General features: G+C 56.8%; 19 protein-coding genes. 9 read left to right on the forward strand and 10 right to left on the reverse strand.

Annotated features, from left to right (window positions below):
* Window positions 1-60: 60 nt before the first annotated feature.
* Window positions 61-1,002 (reverse strand): LysR family transcriptional regulator, encoded by a 942-nt coding sequence (locus ACT3TC_RS10570; protein ID WP_444640007.1) that lies wholly within the window; start codon window positions 1,000-1,002, stop codon window positions 61-63.
* A gap of 110 nt (window positions 1,003-1,112) precedes the next feature.
* Between ACT3TC_RS10570 and ACT3TC_RS10575 the strand changes: the two genes are divergently transcribed.
* Window positions 1,113-2,186 (forward strand): tartrate dehydrogenase, encoded by a 1,074-nt coding sequence (locus ACT3TC_RS10575; RefSeq protein WP_444640009.1) that lies wholly within the window; start codon window positions 1,113-1,115, stop codon window positions 2,184-2,186.
* Window positions 2,187-2,253: 67 nt separating this feature from the next.
* Here ACT3TC_RS10575 and wrbA read toward each other — a convergent pair whose 3' ends face one another.
* Window positions 2,254-2,853, reverse strand: coding sequence for an NAD(P)H:quinone oxidoreductase (gene wrbA / locus ACT3TC_RS10580; RefSeq protein WP_087108478.1), 600 nt, complete (start codon window positions 2,851-2,853; stop codon window positions 2,254-2,256).
* 345 nt (window positions 2,854-3,198) lie between these two features.
* Here wrbA and ACT3TC_RS10585 point away from each other — a divergent pair, with 345 nt between their 5' ends.
* The 6 genes from ACT3TC_RS10585 (at window position 3,199) to ACT3TC_RS10610 (ending at window position 8,613) form a co-directional block, all read left to right on the forward strand.
* Window positions 3,199-4,197 (forward strand): succinylglutamate desuccinylase, encoded by a 999-nt coding sequence (locus tag ACT3TC_RS10585; RefSeq protein WP_444640010.1) that lies wholly within the window; start codon window positions 3,199-3,201, stop codon window positions 4,195-4,197.
* Window positions 4,198-4,402: 205 nt separating this feature from the next.
* Complete coding sequence (locus tag ACT3TC_RS10590) at window positions 4,403-5,173, forward strand: ABC transporter ATP-binding protein (RefSeq protein WP_406565410.1); 771 nt, start codon at window positions 4,403-4,405, stop codon at window positions 5,171-5,173.
* A gap of 14 nt (window positions 5,174-5,187) precedes the next feature.
* A complete protein-coding gene (locus ACT3TC_RS10595) occupies window positions 5,188-5,889 on the forward strand; it encodes an ABC transporter permease (RefSeq protein WP_172116068.1) in 702 nt (233 codons plus the stop codon).
* A gap of 1 nt (window position 5,890) precedes the next feature.
* Entirely contained in the window at window positions 5,891-6,622 is a 732-nt protein-coding gene (locus ACT3TC_RS10600; protein ID WP_193057385.1) for an ABC transporter permease, read from the forward strand.
* Between the two features lie 131 nt (window positions 6,623-6,753).
* Window positions 6,754-7,524 (forward strand): transporter substrate-binding domain-containing protein, encoded by a 771-nt coding sequence (locus ACT3TC_RS10605; protein WP_193053915.1) that lies wholly within the window; start codon window positions 6,754-6,756, stop codon window positions 7,522-7,524.
* A gap of 282 nt (window positions 7,525-7,806) precedes the next feature.
* Window positions 7,807-8,613 (forward strand): TraX family protein, encoded by an 807-nt coding sequence (locus tag ACT3TC_RS10610; protein WP_444640012.1) that lies wholly within the window; start codon window positions 7,807-7,809, stop codon window positions 8,611-8,613.
* 126 nt (window positions 8,614-8,739) lie between these two features.
* Here the strand turns inward: ACT3TC_RS10610 and ACT3TC_RS10615 are convergent, their stop codons facing one another.
* Window positions 8,740-9,876 (reverse strand): 5-(carboxyamino)imidazole ribonucleotide synthase, encoded by a 1,137-nt coding sequence (locus ACT3TC_RS10615; protein WP_444640013.1) that lies wholly within the window; start codon window positions 9,874-9,876, stop codon window positions 8,740-8,742.
* A gap of 11 nt (window positions 9,877-9,887) precedes the next feature.
* Complete coding sequence (gene purE / locus ACT3TC_RS10620) at window positions 9,888-10,403, reverse strand: 5-(carboxyamino)imidazole ribonucleotide mutase (RefSeq protein ID WP_087108461.1); 516 nt, start codon at window positions 10,401-10,403, stop codon at window positions 9,888-9,890.
* Between the two features lie 212 nt (window positions 10,404-10,615).
* On the opposite strand from purE, the gene ACT3TC_RS10625 reads away from it, so the two are divergent.
* The gene (locus ACT3TC_RS10625; protein ID WP_018918645.1) at window positions 10,616-10,888 is read left to right on the forward strand and encodes an XRE family transcriptional regulator; all 273 of its coding nucleotides are present in this window, start codon (window positions 10,616-10,618) and stop codon (window positions 10,886-10,888) included.
* Window positions 10,889-10,962: 74 nt separating this feature from the next.
* Here ACT3TC_RS10625 and chrA read toward each other — a convergent pair whose 3' ends face one another.
* The 5 genes from chrA to ACT3TC_RS10650 form a co-directional block, all read right to left on the reverse strand.
* On the reverse strand, window positions 10,963-12,159 hold the full coding sequence (gene chrA / locus ACT3TC_RS10630) for a chromate efflux transporter (protein WP_444640014.1): 1,197 nt from the start codon (window positions 12,157-12,159) through the stop codon (window positions 10,963-10,965).
* Window positions 12,160-12,191: 32 nt separating this feature from the next.
* Window positions 12,192-12,446, reverse strand: coding sequence for a hypothetical protein (locus ACT3TC_RS10635; protein WP_444640016.1), 255 nt, complete (start codon window positions 12,444-12,446; stop codon window positions 12,192-12,194).
* A 638-nt stretch (window positions 12,447-13,084) separates the two neighbouring features.
* Complete coding sequence (ilvD, locus tag ACT3TC_RS10640) at window positions 13,085-14,770, reverse strand: dihydroxy-acid dehydratase (protein ID WP_444640017.1); 1,686 nt, start codon at window positions 14,768-14,770, stop codon at window positions 13,085-13,087.
* Window positions 14,771-14,870: 100 nt separating this feature from the next.
* Window positions 14,871-15,158: a helix-turn-helix domain-containing protein gene (locus tag ACT3TC_RS10645; protein WP_172116060.1), complete on the reverse strand. Its 288-nt coding sequence runs from the start codon at window positions 15,156-15,158 to the stop codon at window positions 14,871-14,873.
* A complete protein-coding gene (locus ACT3TC_RS10650) occupies window positions 15,158-15,478 on the reverse strand; it encodes a type II toxin-antitoxin system RelE/ParE family toxin (protein ID WP_172116059.1) in 321 nt (106 codons plus the stop codon). The genes ACT3TC_RS10645 and ACT3TC_RS10650 overlap by 1 nt, the downstream gene beginning before the upstream one ends.
* Before the next feature lie 163 nt (window positions 15,479-15,641).
* Here ACT3TC_RS10650 and recC point away from each other — a divergent pair, with 163 nt between their 5' ends.
* A complete protein-coding gene (gene recC / locus ACT3TC_RS10655; RefSeq protein ID WP_444640018.1) occupies window positions 15,642-19,268 on the forward strand; it encodes an exodeoxyribonuclease V subunit gamma in 3,627 nt (1,208 codons plus the stop codon).
* 30 nt (window positions 19,269-19,298) lie between these two features.
* On the opposite strand, the gene pncB is transcribed toward recC, so the two are convergent.
* On the reverse strand, window positions 19,299-20,477 hold the full coding sequence (pncB, locus tag ACT3TC_RS10660; RefSeq protein ID WP_444640019.1) for a nicotinate phosphoribosyltransferase: 1,179 nt from the start codon (window positions 20,475-20,477) through the stop codon (window positions 19,299-19,301).
* Window positions 20,478-20,482 lie beyond the last annotated feature (5 nt).

Raw genomic sequence — 20,482 nt, forward strand, 5'->3', positions numbered from 1 at the left:
ACAAGATACTTATTTTATTCACTGGTTTCTGACCGAACGTGTCAGTGCGTGATGAGCTGGTCACCGTCGTTCATCGAGGCCGAGGCCTGGCAGCGGCGGTACTCGCCCGCTTATGTCACGCTGCACATGATCAATAAATGCGCGTAACCGCGTGGGCACATGGCGGCGCTGCTCAAATACCGCATAAAAGTCGGCCCGCACGCCCTGCCACTCAGGCAGCAGCGGCACCAGCGCCCCGCTGGCCAAGTGCTCGTTTACATCCCACCAGGAGCGCATCATTATCCCGTGCCCGTCCAGGGCCAACCGAGTTATGACTTCTCCATCGTTACTGGCCAGCCGCCCACTCACCTTCACTGACTGAACACACCCTGGGTCATTACAGCGCTCAAAACGCCAAAGGGGAAAGTCCGTATCGTTTTCACGAATCACCAGGCACGCCTGGCGCACAAGGTCGCCAGGCGCGTTCAGCGGTGCCATACGGGCGATATAACCAGGCGCTGCACACAGCACTCGGCGATTGGGCAAAATTGGCCGAGCAATCAAACGTGAATCCGGCGGCTCGCCAATCCGTATACCGACATCAAAACCGTGATCGCTCAGGTTAAGTGGAAAATTGGTGAGCTCCAGCCATCCCTCAACCGCTGGGTGCGTTGCACAAAAGGTGGAGAGCAGCGGCGCAATGTGCTGCCGACCAAAACCAAAGGTGGCATTAACCCGTAGCCGTCCGCTAAGCCCATGCTTATGTGTATCGTTAAGAGAGTTCTCAAGCTCCCCCAGTTCATCCAGAATCAGCGCCCCGCGGGAGAGATAACGCTCGCCTTCTGCCGTGAGCGTCAGCCGCCGAGTAGTGCGTGCGGCAAGCTCCACGCCCAACCGCGCCTCTAGCTGCTTTAAGCGCTTGCTCACTGCCGACAGCGAAAGCCCCAGCTCACGCGCCGTTCCCGTCAAACTTCCTGCACGGGCTAACTGCTGAAAAAAGGCCAGATCATCTAGCGCCGACATGGATTCTCCACTTTCAGGCAACAATAGCTTGAATAATAGCCTGATTATTATCAGCCAGATAGCGGCTACACTGCGTTCATCGCTCACCTCTTCAATAACAAGGAATCCAAATGGCCCACCGTATTGCAGTGATCGCTGGCGACGGCATTGGTACCGAAGTCATGCCCGAAGGTATTCGCGCCCTTGAGGCCGCAGCCCAGCGCTTTAATATCGACCTTGAATTCACGACCTTTGAATTTGGCAGCTGCGACTACTACCTGGAGCACGGCCAAATGATGCCGGACGACTGGTTTGAACAGCTCAAGGGGTTCGATGCGCTGTTTTACGGCGCGGTAGGCTGGCCCGACAAAGTGCCCGACCATATTTCCCTTTGGGGCTCGCTGCTGCAGTTTCGCCGCCAGTTCGACCAGTACATCAACCTGCGCCCTTGCAAGCTAATGCCCGGTATTAAAAGCCCGCTTGCTGGGCGTGAACCGGGCGATATCGACTTTTACGTGGTGCGCGAAAACACCGAGGGCGAATACTCAAGCATCGGCGGCAAGATGTTTGAAGGCACCGAGCGCGAAATCGTCATCCAGGAAACTGTGATGTCGCGCACAGGCGTTGACCGCGTGCTTAAATATGCGTTTGATCTGGCGCAAACCCGCCCGCGTAAAAAGCTCACCTCGGCCACCAAATCCAACGGCATCTCTATCACCATGCCCTACTGGGACGAGCGCGTGCTGGAAATGGCCAAGCAGTACCCAGAGATTGATGTTGATAAATTCCATATTGATATTCTGACCGCCAACTTTGTACTGCATCCGGACTGGTTTGACGTAGTCGTCGGCAGCAACCTGTTTGGCGATATTCTTTCCGACCTGGGGCCGGCGTGTACCGGCACGATCGGCATTGCCCCTTCGGCCAACATTAACCCTGAAGGTAAATTCCCCAGCCTGTTTGAACCGGTACACGGCAGCGCACCGGATATTGCAGGCAAAGGTATCGCCAACCCAATTGGGCAAATTTGGTCTGGCGCCATGATGCTTGAGCATCTGGGCTATAAAGAAGCCGCTGATGCGATGGTGACGGCGATTGAAGACGTGCTTCGCGAAGGTGACAGCCAAGTGGTCACCCGTGATGTTGGCGGCCAAGGCACCACGGAAAGCCTGGGCCGCGCGATTGCCAAACGTTTAAGCCAGTAATCCCTTCGCCATAGGAAAGCCACCCCGCAGATAATTATCGACGGGGTGGCTTTTTATTGGCGGTTGGTTACTCCGCTAACTTCGCAGCGATTTTCGCAACGTGCTCGCCCTGAAAGCGCGCAAGCTTCAGTTCACGCTCGCTTGGCTGGCGGGAGCCGTCACTACCTGCCAAAGTCGCCGCTCCGTAAGGATTACCACCGCTGACTTCGGAAATATCAAACTGCTCTTCAATACCATAACCGACGGGCACAATCACCATGCCGTGGTGGGCAAGCGTCGTCCAGGTGGAGGTAATCGTCATCTCATCGCCACCGCCGGTACCTGTTGAGGTAAACACACTCGCCACTTTGCCACGCAAGGTGCCGTTAGCCCATAAACCGCCGGTTTGGTCAAAAAAGGTGCGCATTTGGCCGGTCATATTGCCAAAGCGGGTTGGGGTACCAACAATAATCGCATCGTAATCGGCCAGTTCCTGGGGAGTCGCTTCGGGCGTATCGTAATCCTGCTTACCGCCGGCATTTTTGAAGGCATCTGCGGGCATGGTTTCAGGTACTCGCTTAACGGTTACCTCTACGCCTTCAACTTTCCTTGCCCCTTCTGCAACGGCCTTGGCCAAGGTATCAACATGCCCATACATGGAATAGTAAAGTACCAATACCTTTGTCATTGCTTACTCCTTTGGACTGCGTTTTAGCTACGTTAATGGCATTCCGATTAGGGAATGACTACAACATAGCCTAGCCTGCAGCAGCGAAAAGCGAATGTTTTCCCCTGCTCTCTTCGATTTTCACCTTACGCAGATACAAAGCAGCGGCTGGTTTCTCGCAGTTAATCCAAAAAGTGCGCGGCAAAGCGCCCTTCCTATTAAAACGCCCACTCACCGTGGGCGTTTAGGTACCGTCTTACACTCGAGCGCCCGCCATTTTCATAACCACGACGCTAATGCTTGCTCACGTTTTTGAGCATGTTAAAGATAGCGTGTGGATTTCCAACCTATAACAAGAGGCCGATAATGCTGAATCACTGGCTTGACTGGACCCTTGATGGGCACCTTCCCGTACAGCGTAGCGGCCAATTTCCAAGCGGTACTTATCGGCTTCATGCCCCCGGCATTATGGAGCTTATCCCCCATACGCCGCAGCCAGAGGCCTATGCCTGCGTTTTTTCAGCGGCGATTCATGGCAACGAAACGGCTCCGGTTGAACTACTCGGTGAGTGGCTAAGCGCCCTGGAAGCAGGCACTACCCCACTGGGTGCTCCCGTACTGGTCATCCTTGGTAATATCCCCGCGCTACGCGCTCAGCAACGGTTTATAGCAACCAACCTTAACCGCCTCTTTAAGCGTAATTTAACGGGCAGCGGTGAGGAGCCAGAACGCGCACGTGAACTAATGGCTGCGGTAGACCGATTTTATGAAACTCATGCCGCGCGGCCCAGGTTGCACTACGACTTGCACACCGCCATTCGTGAAAGCCTCTACCCGATTTTTGTTGTCGAGCCGTTTGCTAACACTGCAACCCTGCCGGAGCAGTGGCAGTGGCTTGCTGCAGCGGGCATGCAGGCCGTGCTTCATCAACACCAGACAAGCTGGACCTTCTCGCACTACAGCAAGCACTACCACGGCGCTCAAGCGTTCACTTTTGAGCTAGGCCGCGTCGCCCCTTTCGGGCAAAATGACAGAGCATCGCTAATCCCAATGGGCGCGCTGCTTACGTCGCTCAGCAAAGGCGAAACACCTGCTCAGCAAGACCCCGCGAGCATGGTATTCTTTCAGGTAGAGCATGAGCTTAAGCGCCAAGCGGAGGACTTTACGCTCTACGTTGATGCTGACATGCCCAACTTCAGCCGTTTTGAGCCCGGCACGCGTTTGGCCCGGGATCGCGTGGCAGGCGATTTCGTGGTGGGCGAGACGCCGCTACATGTCGTATTTCCTAATGCCAACGTGGCGTTGGGGGCGCGGACGGCGCTTTTGGTGGCCCCGATTCACCCTCCAAGTCAAACCGCAAAATAAGCTTAATAGTTATTTAATAACAACAACATGGAGATAATATCGAGGTACACGCGTATCACTTACGGCCGCCTTCCTACATTTATCGTATAAGGAAAGCACGCATTTTTCGCTGAGCCTGATAGAATCGCCACTTTTTTCGCGCCAGCCGCATTTAGCCTACGTTAACTCAACACGTTGCTACCGCGGCAACTTTGTACTGGAGCCTATGTTTATGGCCGCTACTCCCCTGGAAGTGCGTAATATTAAAAAGCGCTTCGGCGATACGGAAGTTCTGAAAGGCCTTTCACTAGAAGCCCAAAAAGGTGATGTCATCACGCTAATTGGCGCTTCAGGGTCGGGTAAAAGTACCTTTCTGCGCTGTATGAACCTGTTAGAGCAGCCGGATGAGGGCGAGATTATCCTTCACGGCGACCCGATACGCTTTAAGGTGAACCGGCACGGACGCGAGCCAGCCGATTGGAAACAGGTTGTCCAAATGCGTGCCAAGCTTTCCATGGTGTTTCAGAATTTCAATCTCTGGGCACACATGACGCTGCTTGAAAATATAATTGAAGCGCCTATCCATGTGCTCGGCCTTCCTAAAAAAGAAGCGATTGAACAAGCCCATGCGCTGCTTGAGCGTGTGGGGCTAACCGCCCGCGCCAACGCCTACCCGGCGCAAATGTCAGGTGGCCAGCAGCAGCGCGGCGCGATTGCTCGGGCACTGGCCATGAACCCAGAGGTTATGCTGTTTGATGAGCCGACCTCGGCGCTGGACCCGGAGCTTGTTGGCGACGTACTGAAAGTCATGCGCGACCTGGCCAATGAAGGGCGTACCATGGTGGTGGTTACCCATGAGATGAGCTTTGCCCGCGATGTCTCAAGCAAGGTGATCTATCTTCATCAGGGCTTGGTGGAAGAAGCCGGGGCGCCAGATGATGTATTAGGCAACCCCCAATCGTCCCGACTGAAACAGTTTCTTACTCCTAACTACTGATCTGCGAGGCGACCATGCTGGATTTGCAAGGGTACGGCCCCCGTTTGATCGAAGGTGCCGGGGTCACCGTTCAACTAGCGGTTTTATCGCTACTGTTAGCCATCGCGCTAGGCCTTCTCACCGCCACAGCCAAGATGTCGCGCCACTGGCTATTGCACGGCACGGCAACCGTTTACACGACGCTGATTCGCGGCGTGCCAGACCTTGTCTTGATGATGCTGCTGTTTTACGGCGGCCAAATCGGTGTTAACGCGATTAGTGATATTCTGTACTACAGCTACGACATTGATATTTACATTAATTTCAATGCCTTTGCCGCGGGCGTACTGACCATTGGGTTTATTTTTGGTGCCTATATGGGCGAGACCTTCCGGGGCGCCTTTATGGCCGTCGATAACGGCCAAATTGAGGCAGGCAAAGCCTACGGGATGAGCAGCACACTGGTCTTTCGCCGCATTCGTTTCCCACAAATGATGCGTCATGCGCTGCCCGGGCTCTCCAATAACTGGATGGTGCTGCTGAAAACCACCGCGCTCGTCTCGGTAATCGGCCTGACCGATATGGTCCGTGTGGCCGCTGAAGCCTCCCGAGCGACTCACGAGCCGTTTGTGTTTTTAATCCCTGTAGCCGTTGCCTATCTGTTGATTGCCAGCGTCTCCGAGTGGATTTTTGCCCGGCTACAAAAGCGCTACGACATCGGCTTTGGGGAGCAATGACATGCTAGATATTTCCGCATGGTTTAATGACCTTTTGTCCGGCAATCTGATCTTCACCCCCACTACAATGGGCTACTACTGGACAGGGCTTGTCACCACCACACAGCTGGTGTTTCTGTCGCTGGTAATCGGGCTGGTGCTAGCGGTGCCGCTTGCCATTATGCGCAGCTCACGGCGTAAATGGATCAGCCTGCCCGTGTATGCCTATACCTACGTGTTTCGTGGCACGCCGCTGCTGGTCCAGCTGTATATTATTTACTACGGCGTGGTGTTTTTTGATGGCATCCAGGAAAGCTTTTTGTGGCCGATCTTCCGTGAGGCCTTCTACCCCGCACTGATCGCTTTCACTCTCAACACGGCGGCTTATACCACAGAGATTTTCCGGGGTGCTATCAAGGCGACGTCCAAAGGTGAAATTGAAGCAGCACGCGCTTACGGCATGTCCCAAAGCCTGATGATGCGCCGGATCATTATCCCCAGCGCATTTCGTCGCGCTCTACCCGCCTACGGCAATGAAGTGATTTTCATGCTTCATGCCAGCGCGATAGCCAGCGTGGTCACCTTAATGGATCTGACCGGAGCGGCTCGCTATGTCTATTCGCGGTTCTATACCCCGTTTGAGCCCTTCCTGTTTGTCGCGGCTATTTACCTGTGCTTAACGTTTGCCATTCTGTTTTTCTTCCGCTTTTTAGAGAAGAAATTACTTGCGCACTTAAAGCCACAAACCCCGTAAACGGTTCGATGACGAGCGAACGTCAAACAAACGTTGGTTCACAAGGCGTTTTCCTCTTTCCGCCGGCCTCAACCTGGGTTACGTTAAAGAGGATCACCTCGGGTGAACCTGTTTTACAACGGAGTTAAATAATGAAAAAGTTGCTATCAGTTTCTTTAATTGGTTTGGCTGTTGCTGCGGCCTCTTCCGCCCAGGCACGTGATTATGATGAGGTGCGTATTGGCGTTGATGTACCTTATGTCCCGATGGAATTCCGCACCCCTGAAGGCGACCTGACCGGTTTTGATATCGAGCTGGGCAACGCCATGTGTGAAGAGATCGGAGTGACCTGCGAGTGGATCGAGCAGGAGTGGGACGGCATTATTCCGGGCCTTCTGTCACGCAACTACGACGCTGTCATGTCCTCCATGACCATCAACGATGAGCGTCGCCAGCAGGTGCTGTTCTCTGACCCCTACATCACCATGCCGTCTGCCTGGTTTGCCGCAAGCGACCTGGATATCGACGAAGCCAATGAAGAAACCCTTGAAGGCCTGACCATCGGCGTTCAACGCGGCACACTTCAGGACAACTACGTCACCGATAACTACGGCAGCGTGGCCGATATCAGCCGCTACTCCACCGCCGATGATATGGTGCTGGATATGGACGCGCAGCGTCTGGATATCGTCTTCCTCGACTTCCCGATCGGCCAGTCAACGCTGGTTGAGAACGAAGACGCTGACTACACCATTGTGGGCGAAAAAATCACTGAGCCTAAAGAGTACTTTGGTGACGGCTTTGGTATCGCCTTCCGCCAGCGTGATGAAGCGCTTGCTGAAAAATTCAACGAAGCCCTCGCAACGCTTCAGGAAAACGGCACCTACGATGAGATTCACGCTCGCTACTTTGGCGAAGAGTAATCACATAGCGTAGTGACTGCCCCATCACCCCGGCCTTTGCCGGGGTGATTTATTTATGCCCTTGCCTTTTTTCTCCTTTCATCAGCGGCTTAAAAACCAGGTACGCAGGCCCATTAACAAGTACGCTGCCCCTTGGAATGAACCAGGTCAGCGTGAAAGAGTCTCTGTATCATTCTCCATGTGCATATAGCCGATATGGTTCATATAGCCGATATAACCCATATAGTGATGAAACATCATTTCGCTATCACCGTAATTTAGTCATAAAAACAGGGAGGTTTTATGGCAGCAACCCTTAGCGCCACACCAGACATCGACCGACGCCCGTCTTCCTACTGGACAGGCTGGGGCCAGTGGCTCGCGCTCATTACCATGACGGTAGACCACCTTACCCGCTATGTACTGCCTGGGGATTTTAGCTGGGCAGGCTCCTCTATTGGCCGGATTGCCTTTCCGCTGTTTGCCGCCATGGTCGCCTGGCACGGGCTATTTAATACCCGTAACCCAATGCGCTATTCACGGCGTATTCTGGTGATCGGGCTGGTAGCGCAACTCCCCTATATGATGATGCCACGCGCATCGGATGCGCTGATTTTTAACGTCTGCTTTACGCTGGCCAGTGGTTTGGTCTTGGGCACACTGGCGCGCCAGGGCTGGCAGCACTACCAACAGCAAACGCTGGGGTTTGGCTGGCTGCTGTTGGGCACAGCGGTGGGCGTCACGGTGTGGTACCTGCTCGGTTTCTGGGTGGAGTACGGCCACAACGGTCTACTGTTGATTCCGCTATTCATGTTTGCCATGCATTCACTTAGCCAAGCGGGCACCCATTTTCAGGCGCGACTTTGGGCAGGCTTAGCCGCCTTTCCCGTACTCTGGGTTGCCGGGCAAATGAACGCCTCGGATATGGCAAAATCGTTTACCGTGGGCACCTGTGTCGTGGTCCTGATACTGGCTGCTGGCCTGGCTCAGCGAGTGCCTGTGGTAACGTTTGCCATGCCTCGCAGGCTTTGGTTGGCCTGGTACCCTGGGCACTTTGCGTTAATCGCGCTGTGGCTATTGCTGAGCGGGCGTATTGTGCTGGGTTGGTAAACGTTCAAGCTGGTTCGAGAGACTTTAAACAGAGCTTAAAACGGTCTTAAAAAAGAGCTTAACACCGGGATAAAAAAAGGCGCCTCACATCGTGGGGCGCCTTTTCAGTGACTTAATAACGCTTATCTATAATGAGCGCTCAAAACTCCACTCAACCGCCGGCGCATCAGGTATCAGTGCCCGGCAGACGCGCACCTTTTCCAGCAGTTCAGCGTGGGTAGCCGCCACCACATTAACGTGGGCCAGCTTGCGCCCTGCCCGCTCGGCTTTGTCGTAGCGGTGCACATGGGTATTGGCAAGCTTGAGCATGGCCACGTTGTCGCCTTCCTGGCCAATCACATTGACCATACAGGTAGGCGCAATGGCCGCCGTGCTGCCAAGCGGTAATCCTTGAACCGCGCGTAGATGGTTCTCGAACTGGCTGGTAACCGCTCCATCCATCGTCCAATGACCGGAGTTATGCACGCGTGGTGCCATCTCGTTAGCCAGCAGGCTGCCGTCGCGGGTTTGGAATAGCTCAAGCGCCAGCACGCCCACGTAATCCAGCTCATCCAGCAGCGCACGAATATACGTATCAGCCGTTTGCTGCACCTGGGCGTCCAGGTCGGGCAGCGGCGCCACCGAATAACGCAGAATGCCGCCTACATGCTGGTTCTCTGCCATGGGGTAGAAAACCACCTCGCCATCGCGACCGCGTACAGCAATCATCGAAACTTCGCGCACAAAATCCACAAACGCTTCAACGATCAGCTGTGTATGACCAATGCTCTGCCAAGCGTTAGCCGCCTCTTCTGGGGCTTTTAAAACCGCCTGACCTTTGCCGTCATAACCTTCCGTGACGGACTTTGCCACCACCGGGCAGCCAAGCTCGCGAGCGGCGGCTTCCAGTTGCTCTGCGCTCTCGACCACACGGTAAGCAGGCGTCGGGATGTTCAAGCGATCAAACAGGGTTTTCTCTTCAACCCGGTTTTGGCAGACCTCGATCGCTCGGCTACTCGGATACACCGGCTTGTGCTTTTCGATCTCCTGCACAAGCGTCACCGGCAGATGCTCGAACTCGTAAGTCACGACATCCACCTTGGCGAGAAACTCAGCCAAGTGCTGATTATCCGGGTCGACAATGACCTCGCCGATGCCCGCACTTGGGTTACCTGTGGTATCCAGGAACGTAAACCGATTGCCTAGCGGGTAGCCCGCCAGCGCCAGCATACGTCCCAGTTGGCCTGCGCCTAAAACGCCGATGTTTGTCGTACCAGAGTTCATGGGGGCTCCTTTTACTCAGCATCCGGCGCGGGGCGCGGGTCCGGGTTATCCAGTACCAGTTGAGTCTGCTCTGCACGGAAGGCCTCAACCGCGTTACGCACGGCGCTGTCCTGAAGGCCAACAATCTGCGCGGCCAGCAGGCCCGCGTTGGTCGCACCAGCCTTACCAATCGCCAGCGTACCAACGGCGATGCCACCAGGCATCTGCGCAATCGAGAGCAGTGAATCAAGGCCTTTAAGCGCTTTGGATTCAACCGGCACACCCAGCACCGGCAGCGGCGTTTGTGAGGCCACCATACCGGGCAGGTGGGCGGCACCGCCTGCACCGGCCACAATTACCTGTAAACCGCGCTCAGCGGCACTTTTCGCATAGTCGAACAACAGGTCAGGCGTTCGGTGGGCAGAGACCACACGCGTTTCATAGGCAACGCCTAAGCGCTCCAGCATCGTCACCGCATGCTCCATCACCGGCCAATCCGATTTGGACCCCATAATGACGCCCACTTTGGGTGCGCTATTCGACGACATGCCATTTCTCCCCGGCCAGTGGCCATATAAAAAAACGATAAAGTACCGCACGCCAGAAGCAGCCGTGCACGCTAAAATAAGGCACATAGTTTACCAGAGCCAAGCCGCAAGCGGGTGTTCGCAAGTGTCGCGAAATTTTCATCAAATTAAATATTGAAATGCACCTGCGTTGGCGGCATTGTGTCCTTGTCATTTCAGACTGATGGAGTCTCATGAGTACGGCATACTCAACTGCTCACGCAGAAACGCTGGATCCTCCGCGAAGCAGCCCTGACCTCGATGTCAGGGAATTAGAAAAACGCACGCGCCTAATGCGCATTATCACGCGTTTAATTGCAGTATCAGATCTAGGAAGCCGGGAAATTGCCCGCCAGGCAGGGCTTCCAGTACAGAAGATTAGCGACTTGCTCGCCGGCAGGCTTGAGCACCTGAACATTGACGAGCTCAATGTTCTGCGCCGCACGTTAGAGCTGGAGGCGCCATAGGAGCAGCCATTAGCCCTTTAAACCACGAACGCCTCGCTTAAGCGAGGCGTTTTTGTAAGGTTTTGGCTCATTATCTACTGAACCGGTATCAAAAGACCGCCCAGTGCCATCACAACCACAACCGCCCAGGCAGGCAGCTTCCACACGGAAAGCAGTAATAAGCCGCTAAGCGCCAAGGCAAATTCATACGGCCCGATAATCGCGCTGGTCCACACCGGCTGGTAAAGCGCGGCGCCCAGAATCCCTACCACTGCGGCATTGGCACCGCGCATCAATGCCTGGGCACTGCCCCATTGGCGAAAGCGATTCCAGAAGGGCAGCACGCCCACCAGCAGTAAAAATCCCGGTATGAAGATAGCCAGCAAGGCCACTAGCGCCCCAACAAGGCCATTAACGCCGGGCAGTAGCGCCCCAAGGTACGCGGCAAAGGTAAACAGCGGCCCCGGCACGGCCTGTGCCGCTCCGTAACCGGTTAAAAACGCATCCGGCGTTATCCAGCCTGACTCCACCACTTCCGCTTGTAAGAGCGGTAGCACCACATGCCCACCGCCAAATACCAGCGCGCCTGAACGATAAAAGGCATCGGCAATATCAAGCCAAACGGCGCTTCCCGCAAGCAACGGCAACCCAATCAGTAGCCCAGCGAACAGCCCCAGTGCGATAACACCAACTGAGCGCGACACAGCAAAGTGGAGTGTTTCGCTTGGCGTGGCAGTCACAGCTTCGCGGCATAGCAGGAACCCCGCCAAGCCACCGAACACAATGGCGCCCACCTGCCCTAGCGGCCCGCTGACCAACAACACCGTGAACACGGCCAGTAGCGCGATGCCCGTGCGGGTTTTATCCGGGCACAGGTTACGCGCCATCCCCCATACCGCATGGGCCACAATGGCCACAGCCACTATCTTCAAGCCATGAATAATACGGCTGACAATCGGGCCATCCAGCACCGTCGCCCCGAACGCAAATAGCACCAGCACAATGGCAGAAGGCAGCGTAAAGGCCAGCCACGCCATCGCGGCTCCCCAGGGGCCCGCGCGCATTAGCCCAAGCGCAAAACCCACCTGGCTGCTGGCGGGTCCTGGCAAAAACTGGCAAAGCGCGACCAGGTCCGCATAGGCAGCCTCCGAAAGCCAACGGCGGCGCTCCACAAACTCAGCCCGAAAATAGCCCAGATGCGCCACCGGCCCACCAAAAGAGGTCAGGCCAAGCCATAGAAAAACCTTAAAGACTTCACTGACGCGCGTGCGTAAATTGTTCTCTTCAGCCATAGCGGAAGGCTCTTTTGCGTAATAGAAAGTGCCTAGGCTACCCGCTGCATTTTACGCAGTGATGACAAGCCACCCGGGCCATGCCACCTAACTTCGGCACCGCTTCGCGCTGCATCCGCGGGTGCGCTGCGCTTACCACGCGCTACAAGCCCCCCCAAATGGCCGCACAAGGCGTAGCGCGCGGTAACGCGCCGTGAGGAACGAACGGCAAGGCACCCGCGAATGGCGGCGCCAGCCGCCCCGGATGTGCCACCTATCCTTAACCCCGGCACCGCTTCGCGCTGCATCCGCGGGTGCGCTGCGCTTACCACGCGCTACGAGAACCACCCCAAATGGCTGCACACATCGTAGCGCGCGGTAACGCGCCGTGAGGAACGAACGGCAAGGCACCCGCGAATGGCGGCGCCAGCCGCCCGGGCCGTGTCACCTAACCCCGGCACCGCTTCGCGCTGCATCCGCGGGTGCGCTGCGCTTACCACGCGCTACGAGAACCACCCGAAATGGCCGCACAAGGCGTAGCGCGCGGTAACGCGCCGTGAGGAACGAACGGTAAGGCACCCGCGAATGGCGGCGCCAGCCGCCCCGGATGTGCCACCTATCCTTAACCCCAGCACCGCTTCGCGCTGCATCCGCGGGTGCGCTGCGCTTACCACGCGCTACGAGAACCACCCCAAATGGCCGCACAAGGCGTAGCGCGCGGTAACGCGCCGTGAGGAACGAACGGCAAGGCACCCGCGAATGGCGGCGCCAGCCGCCCGGGCCGTGTCACCTGACTACGGCACCGCTTCGCGCTGCATCCGCGGGTGCGCTGGCGCTTACCACGCGCTACGAAATTCGATAAACGTATCGTCGCACGCCTCCAAATTGAATACCGGCATATGCCGCAACGACGGCCCGGCGCGAATGGCCGGGCCGCTAGCGCCACTTACTCGCTTTGGTCGGTGACGGCGCCGGTGCTTGCGGAGCTTACCAGCCGTGCATATTTGGCCAATACACCGCGGGTATAGCGCGGTGCGGGCTGTTGCCACACAGCACGGCGGGTTGCCAATTCTTCATCGCTTAGTTGCACTTCGATAGTGTCCGCTTCGGCATCGATGGTGATGAGATCGCCATTTTCCACCAGCGCCAGCGGGCCGCCATCAAAGGCTTCCGGTGCCACGTGGCCGACCACAAAACCGTGGCTACCGCCTGAAAAGCGGCCATCGGTAATCAACGCGACGTCGTTGCCCAAGCCGCGACCCATAATGGCCGACGTTGGGGTGAGCATTTCGCGCATACCTGGGCCGCCTTTGGGGCCTTCGTAGCGAATAACCACGACATCGCCTGCCACCACGGTGCCATCATTGATGCGCGCTTGGGCTTCTTCTTCAGAACCAAACACCCGGGCCGTGCCGGAGAAGAGCGTGCCTTCTTTGCCAGAAATTTTAGCGACCGCCCCTTCCGGCGCTAGGTTGCCGTAAAGAATCCGCAGATGGCTTTCGGTTTTAATCGGCTTATCCAGCGGCGCGATAATTTTCTGGTCATCCGGATAGGCTTCAACGCCTGCCAGGTTTTCCGCCAGTGTTTGCCCGGTGACCGTCAGGCAGTCGCCGTGTAGAAGGCCAGCTTCCAGCAGGTTTTTCATCAGCGGTTGAATACCGCCAAGCGCCACAAGTTCGCTCATCATGTAGTGGCCGCTGGGGCGAAGATCTGCCACGACCGGCACGCGTTTACCGATCTCGGTAAAGTCGGAAAGCGTCAGCTCAACATCGATAGTGCGCGCCATGCCGATCAGGTGCAGTACCGCGTTGGTAGAGCCGCCTAACGCAATCACCACGGTAATCGCGTTCTCAAACGCCTTACGGGTCATGATATCGGAAGGTTTGATATCCCGCGCCAGCAGCTCAAGCACCGCCTCGCCTGCCGCTTTACAGTCGTCGCGTTTTTCCTGGGAAATGGCGTTTTGTGCCGAGCTGCCCGGCAGGCTCATGCCCAGCGCTTCAATGGCCGATGCCATGGTGTTAGCCGTGTACATACCGCCACACGAACCGGGGCCAGGAATCGCGGTTTCCTCGATCTGCTTGAGCTCAATCAAATCCATATCGCCCCGCGAGTGGGCGCCCATGGCCTCGAACACCGACACAATATCAGTGTGCCCTTTGCCTGGCATAATCGTACCGCCGTATACAAACACGCTGGGGCGATTCAAACGCGCAAGGCCCATCACACAGCCCGGCATGTTTTTGTCGCAACCGCCAATTGCCACCAGGCCATCAAAGCCTTCGCAGCCCGCAACGGTCTCAATGGAATCCGCGATCACCTCCCGCGAGACCATCGAGTACTTCATGCCCTCGGTGCCATTGGCAATACCGTCGGAAATGGTGATGGTGTTGAAGACCACACCTTTACCGCCTGCAGCATCGGCACCCTCGCGGGCCTGCTCGGCAAGCTCACCAATATGGCTGTTGCACGGCGTCACCATGCTCCAGGTAGAGGCCACGCCCACTTGGGGCTTTTTGAAATCAGCGTCGTTAAATCCTACTGCGCGCAGCATGGCACGGCTGGCGGCTTTACCCACGCCATCGACCACCGGGGCGGAATGGCGGCGAGTATGGTTTGGTGTATCGGTCATGGGGAAGTCCTCTTGGCTTTACTCAAAGTATCTGCATAGCTTGGGGATACCCTGGCTTGCGCGCAAGAGAAGATGAAAAACACATGGTTATCTATTTAAGCTAAACAGCTGCTTTATGGGGTCGAGGCAGGACAGACAGATCAAACCCACACGCTTGAGCATAACGCTGCAGTGTTTTCCAGCCAGGATTACTGTCACCACGTTCTAACCGACTGATATTGCTTTTCTGAGTATGTAATCGCTGCGCCAGCTCTTCCTGAGTAAGGCCCGCACGCTGACGCATGGAAATAAGCGTGTTGGCTAATTCAAATTCAGGCGCCAACCGCTCGTACTCAGCGTTAACCTCAGAATTCTGGAGCGCCTGTTCTTTCAATGCTTTTAAATTCATCACGGCTGTACCTCACGCTGTCTGGACCGGGCTAGTGCTAACGCTTGGCGAGGCGTTTTTTGGCTCTTTTTAACAAAGACATGGAGAACAACTATCCGCTGGCCCTGTACGTAACAAAATAAGGAGCGCCCTATACCCTCTTTGGCTTTTGCCCTTATCTCAAAGAGACCGTCTCCCATCGCTTCCGTATGCGGCGGACCCAAGTTCGCCCCATGCTGCTCAACCATTTCTAACAACCGAAGCATCCTGGCCTGAATTTTTGGCGGCATACCAAGGATGTCGCTTTCAACACCAGGATAGAAATCAATCTGCCATTGCATTAAACAGCCCCTAAAGTTATCACTTATGATAACCCATAAGCTGCAAAAGTTCCTATCGATAGCACCCACTAAAGACGTTTAACTTATGGCACCATAGTAGTCTTAAGTACTGTGTCTTAAGCACTGTGCCTTATCGCTACTGCCTTGAAGGAAATATCGCCGCATGTCGTCACCCTCATTGCTTGCCAATACATCGCCTCTTACGCCGGGTTTTATGGTGGTGCATGCCAACCGCCTGGAAGACCTGCGCGGGCTAGCGGTTGAGTGGATGCGCCTTCATCCGTTAGGGCCGCTTGAGAACGAGACGATTCTGGTGCAGAGCAATGGCATCGGGCAGTGGTTGAAGCTGGCACTGGCGGAAGACCCGGCACAGGGCGGTGCGGGCATTGCGGCGGCGCTGAACGTTACCCTGCCTGCGCGCTTTTTATGGCAGGCCTACCGCACGGTGTTAACGCATATTACCGGTGATGCCCAGGCGGTGCCTGAAACCTCACCGTTTGATAAATCGCGCCTGGTTTGGCGCTTGCTGCGTTTACTGCCCAGCCTCGCTGAGAAGCCCGCCTTTGCCCCATTGGCGCGCTTTTTGGAAACCGACCGCGACCAGCGTAAGCACTATCAACTGGCCGAGCGTCTGGCGGACTTGTTCGACCAATACCAAGTGTACCGCGCCGACTGGCTTGATGCCTGGGCACGGGGCGAGGACGTACTCATTACCGCACGCGGCGAAGCGCGCCCGCTGGATGAGCACCAGCGCTGGCAGCCCGAGCTATGGCGCGCCCTGCGCGATGATGTTGTGGCCTCCCAGGGCGAGGCCGGGCTTAACAGCAGCCGCGCCCAAGTGCATAGCCGCTTTTTAGAGGTTGCCGAACAACTGGAAGGCCAGGCTTGCCCGCCGGGTTTGCCGCGTCGGCTGATTATTTTCGGGATTTCCTCGCTGCCCCAGCAAACGCTGGAAGCCCTGGCGGCACTTTCGCGCTGCTGCCAGATCGTGCTGTGCGTGCATAACCCCTGCCAGTTTTACTGGGCGGACATCATCGAACACAAGGATTTATTGCGCGCCAACCGCTACCGCCAGCAGCGTAAAACGGGCATGCCCGAAGCGCTGGACGTACTCGGTGACGGCGATGTAGATAGCGCACTGCATCTGCATGCCCAACCGCTGTTGGCGGCCTGGGGCAAGCAGGGCCGCGACTATCTTCGCCTGCTGGATGAGCATGACGATGCGGGCAACTACCAAACCCTGTTTGAGCAACAGGCGCTGCGTATTGATATGTTCGAACCGTTCAGCACGCCCGAACACTCCTGCCTGCTCAGCCAGCTACAGGATGATATCCGCGAGCTGCGCCCAGTGGCCGAAACCCAGACGACCTGGCCTGCGGTTGATGCAACCCACGACGACTCGATTGTGTTTCATATCGCCCACGGCCCCCAGCGCGAAGTGGAGATCCTTCACGACCAGCTGCTGGCCGCCTTCAGCGCCGCCCCCGAGCTGCGCCCGCGAGATATCATCGTTATGGTGCCGGACATTGACCGCTACGCACCGCATATCGAAGCGGTGTTTGGCCAATACCGCTCAAGCTACCGCACGCTTGGCCGCGACGACCCGCGCTATATTCCCTACACCCTTTCAGACCAGGCCAGCCGCCACCGCCTGCCGCTGATGATTGCGCTGGAAAAGCTCTTGCGCCTGCCGGAGCTGCGCCTCTCAGTGAGCGACCTGCTCGACCTGTTAGACGTGCCCGCCCTGCGCGCTCGCTTTGGCATTGAAGAGCGCGATTTGCCCACACTAAACCGCTGGATTGAGGGTGCGGGCATCCGCTGGGGCTTAAACGCCCAGCAGCGCACCCGGCTTGATTTGCCCCAGGGCTTAAGCCAGAACACCTGGGCGTTTGGCCTGCGCCGTTTACTGTTGGGCTACACCGTGGGCGTGGCGGATGCCTGGCAGGGTATCGAGCCGTTTGATGACATTGGCGGGCTTGAAGCCTCGCTTGCCGGGCCGCTGGCAACGCTGCTTGAAAAGCTGGAAACCACGTGGGAAATTTTTTGCCAGCCAACCACCGCCGCCAACTGGGTTGTTCGGCTGCGTGAACTGCTGGAAACCTACTTTCTTACCGATGACGCTGCAGAGAGCGTGATGCTGACCAAGCTGGAAGGCGCGCTTCAGCAGTTGTTCGACAGCACCGAAGAGGCCAAATTGAATGACGATTTGCCGCTTTCCATGGTGCGCGAACACTGGCTCTCGCAAATTGATGAGCACAGCCTTTCTCAGCGCTTTTTAGCCGGGGCGGTCAACTTCGCCACGTTAATGCCGATGCGCGCCATTCCCTTCAAGCGGGTGTGTTTGCTGGGCATGAACGACGGCGAATACCCACGCTCCCAGTCGCCGCTGGATTTTGACCTGATGGGCAGCGACTACCGCCCCGGCGACCGCTCCCGCCGGGAGGATGACCGCTACCTGTTTCTGGAGGCGCTGCTGTCAGCGCGCCAGCAGCTCTATATCAGTTGGGTGGGCCGCAGCCAGATCGACAACAACCCCATGCCGCCTTCCGTGCTGGTCGGCCAACTGCGCGATCACTTGGCGGCAGGCTGGGTAAGCCAATGCCAGGCTGACGAGCCACTGATTGAGGCGCTGACCACCGAGCATCCGCTGCAACCGTTTAGCCATCGCTATTTTGCCCAGCCCGGTAGTTCAGCCTCCCAGGCCCGGCTCTTTACCTATGTACATGAATGGCGCGATGCCCACGAACAGCACGCGCTGCTCGCCTCACAGGAAAACCCAAATAAACAGCAAAGCGCCCTGCTCGAATTTAACCAGGACGTTCCACTGACGCTTACCCAGCTAGGCAGCTTCCTGCGTGAACCGGCCAAGGCGTTCTTCAACACCCGCCTTGGCGTGTATTTTGAGCAGGAAGTGCTGACCCAGTTAGACGTGGAACCATTTGTGCTTAACGGCCTGCAGCACTGGCAGTTGCAGGACCAACTGATTGCCGCCCAGCGCCACGCGGTAGACAACGGCGAGCCGCGTGAAGAAGCCATGTTTGCCGCGCTTGAGCGCATCAAGGGCCAGGGCGTGCTAGCGGTAGGCGCTTTTGGCGAGCGCATGAGCGAATCGCTGGCCGAGCCCATGCAGGCGCTGTTTGACGCCTATCGGGAAGCGCTCGAAGAGTGGCCCGTCGCCGTGGAAGCCCCTCAAGCGGTCGCATTTAACGCCCACGAACTTTCGGTCAACGACTGGATTAACGAACTGCGCATGGATGAGAGCGGCAAGCGTTGCCGCCTGCTGCTGGTGAGTAACAGCTTGATTAGTAATGCGCGTGGTCGAGGGCAGTACCGTTGGCAGCATCTACTCCACCCTTGGGTGGCCCACCTGGCTGCCAATGCGGTGTCGCCGATGACCACACAGCTGCTTTCCAAAGCGGGGCATGCGCGCTTTGAACCGCTAGCAGCGGATACCGCCCAGGGCCATCTAGCGACTATTGTGCAGTGTTGGAAAGCGGGAATGACCCTGCCGCTGCCACTGGCCCCGCAAGCAGCGTTTGCCTGGCTGAGTAAAGAGGGAACGGTGGACAGCACCGCCGACAGCGACGCCTTTAGCGCAGCGGCAAGCACCTATGAAGGCGGGCGCTTTCAAACCGGCGAGGTCGCGCAAAGCGCCTACCTCGCCCGCCAATGGCCCAGCTTTGAAGCGCTGTTTAACGAGGGTCATCAGGAAGGGGCTACCCCCGCCCTCCGCTTCGCCGCCCTGGCAGACGCTCTTTATCTGCCGCTCTACCGTGCGGTGAAAGAGTAGCGCTGCTCGGTAAAAGACGACGCGCTTCGCTTAATGCGGGTGGTTAACCAGGAGTATTCGATTGGCCAGCGAGATCATTTCGGGGTCGCCGGTGTTCTTTTCGGCCACATCGGAAAGCTTGATGACCGGCAGCCAGCCCTGGCCTTCTGGGCGCGCCTCGACCATCTTGATCACCATGTTCATGGGCTCCTCGCCCACATCGTTGGTGAAGTTGGTGCCAATACCAAATGCCATGCCGATACGGTCTTTGCAGAACGCATGAATACGCTCGATTTTTTCCGGCGTGAGCGCATCGGAAAAGATAATCGTCTTGCTCAGCGGGTCAATGCCCAGGCGCTCATAGTGCGCGATGGTTTGTGAGGCAAAGTCGATCGGGTCGCCGCTATCGTGGCGCACGCCATCAAACAGCTTGGCAAACTTCTTATCGAAGCTGTCGAAAAAGGCCTGGGAAGTAAACGTATCGGTTAACGCAATGCCCAAGTCGCCCCGGTACACATCCACCCAATGCTCCAGGGCCAGGCTGTTGGCCATTTTGAAACCAAACCGGGCACCGTGGAACATAAACCACTCGTGGGCGTGCGTACCAATCGGCTTCACGTCATGGCGCATCGCCAGCAGCACATTACTGGTACCGGTAAACGACTCGCCGCCGTGATGGCGAAGCGCGCCCACCACACGGTCGTGAACATTAAAGGAGAAACGCCGACGCGTACCAAACTCAGCGATTTTGAGCCCCATGCGGTGGTAAAGCTCGATTTTTTCCTGGGCGTTCTGCTCGATCATCGCATCCGCTTCAGGGGTAATCGTAATACCACGCAACCGATACCAAAGCTCGCTGATCAGCGCCATCAACGGCACTTCCCAAAGGATAGTGCGATACCACGGGCCTTCAATCACCACCGAAAGGTCCGCCCCCTGCTGCTCGATAATGACCTCGCTGGGGTCATAACGAAACCCGGCCAAAAAATCGAGATACGTGGGGTCCAAATAAGGACAGGTTGTTTCGAGATAGCACTTCTCTTCGTCGTTTAAGCGAAGCGCCGCCATATTATCGACTTCATGGCGTAATGCAGCGCCGAACCCTTCTGGAAAGGCATGCGCGCCACGGTTAATAAAAGCGTAGCGCGCATGGGCATACGGGAAGCGTTTAATCACGGCGTTCTGCATCGTGATTTTGTAAAAGTCGTTATCCAGAAGCGAGGTCAGCATGAAGT

Origin of the sequence: Halomonas sp. AOP27-A1-41, from assembly GCF_052378605.1 — a bacterium.
Classification (GTDB): domain Bacteria; phylum Pseudomonadota; class Gammaproteobacteria; order Pseudomonadales; family Halomonadaceae; genus Vreelandella; species Vreelandella citrativorans.

Bases quoted from the DNA above. Each gene is read 5' to 3' on its own strand.
- ACT3TC_RS10570 (WP_444640007.1), bottom strand. From the start codon at position 1,002: ATGTCGGCGCTAGATGATCTGGCCTTTTTTCAGCAGTTAGCCCGTGCA.
- ACT3TC_RS10575 (WP_444640009.1), top strand. From the start codon at position 1,113: ATGGCCCACCGTATTGCAGTGATCGCTGGCGACGGCATTGGTACCGAA.
- wrbA (WP_087108478.1), bottom strand. From the start codon at position 2,853: ATGACAAAGGTATTGGTACTTTACTATTCCATGTATGGGCATGTTGAT.
- ACT3TC_RS10585 (WP_444640010.1), top strand. From the start codon at position 3,199: ATGCTGAATCACTGGCTTGACTGGACCCTTGATGGGCACCTTCCCGTA.
- ACT3TC_RS10590 (WP_406565410.1), top strand. From the start codon at position 4,403: ATGTTTATGGCCGCTACTCCCCTGGAAGTGCGTAATATTAAAAAGCGC.
- ACT3TC_RS10595 (WP_172116068.1), top strand. From the start codon at position 5,188: ATGCTGGATTTGCAAGGGTACGGCCCCCGTTTGATCGAAGGTGCCGGG.
- ACT3TC_RS10600 (WP_193057385.1), top strand. From the start codon at position 5,891: ATGCTAGATATTTCCGCATGGTTTAATGACCTTTTGTCCGGCAATCTG.
- ACT3TC_RS10605 (WP_193053915.1), top strand. From the start codon at position 6,754: ATGAAAAAGTTGCTATCAGTTTCTTTAATTGGTTTGGCTGTTGCTGCG.
- ACT3TC_RS10610 (WP_444640012.1), top strand. From the start codon at position 7,807: ATGGCAGCAACCCTTAGCGCCACACCAGACATCGACCGACGCCCGTCT.
- ACT3TC_RS10615 (WP_444640013.1), bottom strand. From the start codon at position 9,876: ATGAACTCTGGTACGACAAACATCGGCGTTTTAGGCGCAGGCCAACTG.
- purE (WP_087108461.1), bottom strand. From the start codon at position 10,403: ATGTCGTCGAATAGCGCACCCAAAGTGGGCGTCATTATGGGGTCCAAA.
- ACT3TC_RS10625 (WP_018918645.1), top strand. From the start codon at position 10,616: ATGAGTACGGCATACTCAACTGCTCACGCAGAAACGCTGGATCCTCCG.
- chrA (WP_444640014.1), bottom strand. From the start codon at position 12,159: ATGGCTGAAGAGAACAATTTACGCACGCGCGTCAGTGAAGTCTTTAAG.
- ACT3TC_RS10635 (WP_444640016.1), bottom strand. From the start codon at position 12,446: ATGCAGCGCGAAGCGGTGCCGGGGTTAAGGATAGGTGGCACATCCGGG.
- ilvD (WP_444640017.1), bottom strand. From the start codon at position 14,770: ATGACCGATACACCAAACCATACTCGCCGCCATTCCGCCCCGGTGGTC.
- ACT3TC_RS10645 (WP_172116060.1), bottom strand. From the start codon at position 15,158: ATGAATTTAAAAGCATTGAAAGAACAGGCGCTCCAGAATTCTGAGGTT.
- ACT3TC_RS10650 (WP_172116059.1), bottom strand. From the start codon at position 15,478: ATGCAATGGCAGATTGATTTCTATCCTGGTGTTGAAAGCGACATCCTT.
- recC (WP_444640018.1), top strand. From the start codon at position 15,642: ATGTCGTCACCCTCATTGCTTGCCAATACATCGCCTCTTACGCCGGGT.
- pncB (WP_444640019.1), bottom strand. From the start codon at position 20,477: ATGCTGACCTCGCTTCTGGATAACGACTTTTACAAAATCACGATGCAG.